The following is a 5,064-nucleotide window of genomic DNA, read 5'->3' on the forward strand; positions in this document are numbered from 1 at the left end:
CAGCGGCAGGTACGCCGCCCCCGACTTGGCCACCGCCAGCAGCGCCGGCACCAGCGAGGTCTGGCGGGTGAGCGCCAGGCCGACGACCGTACCGGGGCGGGCGCCGCGGTCCGCCAGGCAGCGCGCCATCCGGTTGGCCGAGGCGTTCAGCTCGCCGTAGCCCACCGGCGCCCCGCCGGCCGGCAGCAGCGCCGGGGCGTCCGGCGTCCGGGCGGCCTGCGCCTCGAAGGGGCCGATCGCCGTGGTGGCCGGCCACCGACGCGTCCTCGCGGGCCGGTCCACCCCCGTGCCGGGCTCCATCAGGACGCGCCGAGCAGCTCGGCCCAGGCCTCGACGGCCGGGCGCTCGGCCAGCTGCAGAAAGGCCACCTCGGCGCCCTCGGCCCGCCAGCGCTCGGCCAGCGCCATCAGCCGCACCGAGTCCAGCCCCCAGTCCGCGAGGTTCTCGTCCAGCGGGATCTCCTCCGGGTCCTCGCCGAGCAGGTCGGCGACCTCGGCCCGGATCCGCTCCACGGTGAAGGCCATGCCCGTCACTTCCCTTCCAGTACGGCCAGTACGGCGTCGGTGGAGGTGACCACGCCGCAGCGCCCGGCCACCCAGGTGAGCGCGGCGCGGTGCTCGTCCGCGCCGAAGTCGGCGACCGCGTCGGCCACCACGAAGGCCCGCACGTCGCGCATCCAGGCGTCGCAGGCGGTGGCCTGCACGCCGATGTGCGCGTAGACGCCGGTGATCAGCAGCTCGTCACGGCCCTGCTCGCGCAGCAGCTCGTCCAGGTCGGTGCGGACGAAGGCGCTGTACTTCCACTTGGTGAGCAGGCGGTCGCCCCCGGTCGGGGCGACCGCGTCGGCGATGGCCGCCGCGTGCGGGTCGTCGGGGATGCCCGGGCCCCAGAAGTCCTGCTGCAGGCCCCGCTGTTCGGGGCTCTGCCCGCCGGGCTGCGCCGAGTAGACGACCGGCACGCCGTGCTCGGCGGCCCAGGCGCGCAGCCGGTTGATGTTGGCGAACAGCTCGGTGACCGGCGAGGCCGTCGTGTCGAAGGCGTTCAGGAAGTGGTTCTGCAGGTCGTGCACCAGCAGCACGGCCCGGGACGGGTCGACCGTCCAGTCGACGCGGTTGGCCGGGAGTTCGGCGACGGCGGGCATCAGGTAGGAGGGGATGCGGGGCAGGCCCACGGCGGTGCTTCCTTAGCTGTGTCTGGGTGTGTCTGGGCGTGTCTGGGAGTTCAGGAGGTGGTGAGGGTGGCGGCGATGGCGGCGCGCAGGTCCTTCTTGCTGACCTTGCCGATGCCGGTGGCGGGGAAGGCGTCGACGAACTCGACCCGGTCCGGCACCTTGAAGTCGGCCAGCCCGCGCCCGCGCACGAAGCGTTTCAGCTCGACGGACTTCGGCGGCCGCGCGCGGTGTTCCTCGCGCAGCACGACGTAGGCGCAGGTGCGCTCGCCGAGGTAGGGGTCGGGCATCGAGACCACCGCCGCGTCGTGCACGGCCGGATGGGCCAGCAGGTGGTTCTCGATCTCCTCGGCGGCGACCTTCTCGCCGCCCCGGTTGATCTGGTCCTTGGCCCGCCCCTCGACCACCAGGTGGCCGGTGGCGGTGCGGCGGACCAGGTCACCGGTGCGGTAGAAGCCGTCCGTGGTGAAGGAGGCGGCGTTGTGCGCGGGCGCGTTCCAGTAGCCGCGAATGGTGTACGGGCCGCGGGTGAGGAGGTGGCCGGTGGCGCCGTCGGGCAGGTCCTGGTCCTGGTCGTCGACCACCCGCACCTCGTCGTCCGGGGAGATCGGCCGGCCCTGGGTGGTGACGACGACCTCCTCCGGGTCGTCCAGCCGGGTGTAGTTGACCAGGCCCTCGGCCATCCCGAACACCTGCTGGAGGGTGCAGCCCAGCACCGGGCGCACCCGCCGGGCGGCTTCCTCGCTGAACTTGGCGCCGCCGACCAGCAGCACCTCCAGGCTCTCCAGCCCGGTCGGCCCGCCGCCCTCCCGGCGCCGCTCGGCGGCCTCCAGCCAGAGCAGCGCCAGCGGCGGCACCAGACCGGTGATGGTCACGCCCTCACGCTCGATCAGCGGGAACGCCGTCTCGGGGCTGGGCTGCGGGCAGAGCACCACCCGTCCGCCCGCGTACAGGGTGCCGAGCGAACCCGGGGAGCTGAGCGGGAAGTTGTGGGCGGCGGGCAGCACCACGAGGTAGACGCTGCGCTCGTCCTGGCCGCAGAGCTCGACCGAGCCGCGCAGCGAGTAGATGTAGTCGTCGTGGGTGCGCGGGATGAGCTTGGGCACCCCGGTGCTGCCGCCGGACAGCTGGAGGAACGCGACGTCCCCGGGCCTCGGCTCGGGCCCCTCGGCGCCGGCGCCGGCCGGGTCCACCGGGACGGCGGCCAGCGGCGTGTGCCCGCCCGGGTCGCCGCCGCTCACCAGGACGTGCCGCAGCGACGGCGTCTCCGCCTGCACCCGGGTGGCGAGTTCGCGGTAGTCGAAGCCGCCCTCGACGGCCGGGATGACGTAGCCGACGGCGCCGGTGAAGGCGCAGAAGTAGGAGATCTCGGTGTACCGGTGCGCGGGCAGCGCGAAGACCGGCAGCGCGCCGATCCGGAAGAGCCCGAAGACCACCTCGAAGAACTCGGCGGTGTTGGGGAGCTGGACCACCACGCGGTCGCCCCGGCGGATGCCCCGGGCGCGCAGGCCGGCGGCCATCCGGTCGGCCCGGCGGTCGAGTTCGGCGTACGTCCAGCGGCGGGTGGGGTCCTCGCCCGGGCCGCCGGCCGGGTCAACGACCGCAATCCGGTCGGGGTGGGCGGCGGCGCGCTCGCGCAGCATCGAGCCGAAGGTCTCGCCGCGCCAGTGGCCGGCCGCCCGGTAGCGCTCGGCGAACTCCGCCGGGTACGGGGTGAAGCCGGCGAGCACCCGCTCCACCGGGTCCGCCCGGTCCAGGTCGAGCGGTTCGGTCACGTTCTCCCCCGGGGTGGTCGACTCGCTCACCGCGGCACCCCCGCGGCGTCCAGGAAGGTGCGGAACTTGGCGCTGGTCTCGGCGAGTTCGGCCTCCGGCCGGGACTCGGCGACCACGCCCGCGCCCGCGAAAACCCGCAGCGTCCGCTCATCGGCCTCGGCGCAGCGCAGGGTGACCACCCACTCGCCGTCGCCGTCCGCGTCACCCCAGCCGACCATGCCCGCGTACAGGCCACGGTCGAACGGCTCGATCTCGCGGATCGCCTCGCGGGCGAGCGGCGTCGGGCTGCCGCAGACCGCCGGGGTCGGGTGCAGGGCGACGGCCAGCTCCAGGGCGGAGACCGCCGGGTCGGCCAGCTCGGCGGTGATGGTGGTGGCCAGGTGCCACATCGCGGCGGTGCGCACCAGGGTGGGCCGCCTCGGCACGTCCAGGGTGCGGCAGTACGGCGCGAGCGCGGCGCGGATGGCGTCCACCACGAAGGCGTGCTCCCGCAGGTCCTTGGGGGATTCCAGCAGCGCGGCGGCGCGCCGGACGTCCTCGCCGAGGTCGGCGCTGCGCGGCACCGAGCCGGCCAGCGGGTTGGCGACGACGGCGGTGCCGTGGCGCGAGAGGAGGAGTTCGGGGCTGGCGCCGATCAGGGTGCGGCCGCCGCCGGCCGGGACGCCGAAGGTGTAGCCGCCGGGGTCGCGGCGGGCGAGGCGCTGGAGGATGGCGGGCAGGTCGAGCGGGCGGTCGGCGTGCAACTCCAGGGTGCGGGCGAGCACCACCTTGCTCAACTCGCCGTCCTGGAGCCGGTCCACGGCCTCGGCGACGCCGGTGCCGTAGTCCTCGGGGGCGGGCACCGGGCGGACGTTCCAGTCGATCCGCTCGGCGGCCGGGGCGGGCAGGGCGATCAGCGGGTCGTCGCGCAGCGCGCCGCAGCCGCGCAGCCGGGCGGGGACGGCGAGTTCGGCGCGGCTGTCGTGGTCGAACGCCACCGCGCCCACCACCAGCGGGTGTTCGACGCCGTCGCGGCGGGCCCGGGTGAGGGTGTCGGTGACCCGCTCGACCAGCGGGCGCCCGTCCTGGGGCACCCGGGCGTGCACGCCTTCGGCGAGCAGCGTGCGGGTCGGGGAGGCGAAGAACGCCTCGTCGGGCGCGGCCCGATACTGGCCCAGCAGCCCGCTGGCCGCGCCGATGACGGTGTGGTCCGTCCCGGCGGGGGCGTGGTGCACCGTGGTCACCTGGATTCTCCCAGTCTGCGAGTGGTCGCCGGGCCTCGCTCGTCGCGGCGGCCGGCGGGTGGTGTGGTTCGGGGCGCGCTCCCCGGTGGGGGTGCGCGGCTCCGGTGGGGCGACGGGTCGGGGCGCTGCTCGTCCCGGCTCGCGGCCCGCGTGGCCGTCCGGGTGGTGGTAGGGCCCGGACCGCCGGGGTGTCAGGCGCGCAGGGTGGCGCCGCCGTCCACGTAGAGGTCGTGCATGGTGATGTGACGGGCCCGGTCGGAGACCAGGAAGGCCACCGCCTCGGCGATGTCGGCGGGTTGGGCGATCCGGCCGAGCGGGATGCCGACCCGGTAGCCGGCCAGGTCGCCGTCGATGACGCGCTGTTCGGCGGCGGCGGCGTCCTCGCCCCAGAGGGCACGCTGCATGTCGGTGTCGGTGGAGCCGGGCGAGACGATGTTGCAGCGCACCCCGGAGCGGCCGAGTTCCAGGCCGAGACAGCGGGTGAACATGGTGGCCGCCGCCTTGGAGGCCGCGTAGGCGGCCATTCCGGTGCGGGGTACGCCGGCGGCGTTGGAGCCGACGGTGACGATGGCGCCGGCGCCGCGCTCGGCCATCCGCCGTCCGACCGCGCGGGAGGTGTGGAAGACCCCGGTGGTGTTGACGGCGAAGGTATCGGCCCAGTCCTGGTCGCTCAGTTCGACGACCGGGGCGGCGCGCAGGATTCCGGCGACGTTCACCAGGATGTCGACCGGGCCGAGTTGATCCTCTATCAGGGCCACGGTGGACTCGACGGCGGCCGCGTCGGAGACGTCCAGCAGGTAGGGGTGGACGGGGCCGCTCGCGGCCTGGCCGCCCGGGCCCGCCGCCAGTTCGTCCGCGAGTGCGGCGAGCGGACCGGGGTTGCGGTCGGCGGCCGCGA

At 75.3% G+C, this 5,064-nt stretch carries 6 protein-coding genes; all 6 read right to left on the reverse strand.

Annotated elements, in window-relative coordinates:
* The coding region (locus ABD308_RS02935) for an AMP-binding protein (protein ID WP_344325032.1) at window positions 1–282 on the reverse strand (282 nt) is incomplete at its 3' end.
* A gap of 17 nt (window positions 283–299) precedes the next feature.
* Window positions 300–524, reverse strand: a complete 225-nt coding sequence (locus ABD308_RS02940) for a phosphopantetheine-binding protein (RefSeq protein ID WP_344325035.1) — start codon at window positions 522–524, stop codon at window positions 300–302.
* A gap of 5 nt (window positions 525–529) precedes the next feature.
* The gene (locus tag ABD308_RS02945; RefSeq protein WP_344325038.1) at window positions 530–1,171 is read right to left on the reverse strand and encodes an isochorismatase family protein; all 642 of its coding nucleotides are present in this window, start codon (window positions 1,169–1,171) and stop codon (window positions 530–532) included.
* A 50-nt stretch (window positions 1,172–1,221) separates the two neighbouring features.
* Window positions 1,222–2,898 carry a (2,3-dihydroxybenzoyl)adenylate synthase gene (locus tag ABD308_RS02950; protein WP_344325047.1) on the reverse strand — a complete coding sequence of 559 codons (1,677 nt, stop codon included), beginning with the start codon at window positions 2,896–2,898 and terminating at the stop codon, window positions 1,222–1,224.
* A gap of 71 nt (window positions 2,899–2,969) precedes the next feature.
* Window positions 2,970–4,172, reverse strand: coding sequence for an isochorismate synthase DhbC (dhbC, locus tag ABD308_RS02955; RefSeq protein WP_344325050.1), 1,203 nt, complete (start codon window positions 4,170–4,172; stop codon window positions 2,970–2,972).
* 185 nt (window positions 4,173–4,357) lie between these two features.
* Window positions 4,358–5,064, reverse strand: a 707-nt coding sequence (locus ABD308_RS02960) for a 2,3-dihydro-2,3-dihydroxybenzoate dehydrogenase (RefSeq protein WP_344325041.1), incomplete at its 5' end; no start/stop codon positions are given.

The sequence above is a fragment of the Kitasatospora putterlickiae genome (assembly GCF_039527695.1).
Lineage (GTDB): Bacteria > Actinomycetota > Actinomycetes > Streptomycetales > Streptomycetaceae > Kitasatospora > Kitasatospora putterlickiae.

Excerpts from the sequence above, each read along its gene's own strand:
- ABD308_RS02940 (WP_344325035.1), bottom strand. The coding sequence starts at position 524 with ATGGCCTTCACCGTGGAGCGGATCCGGGCCGAGGTCGCCGACCTGCTC.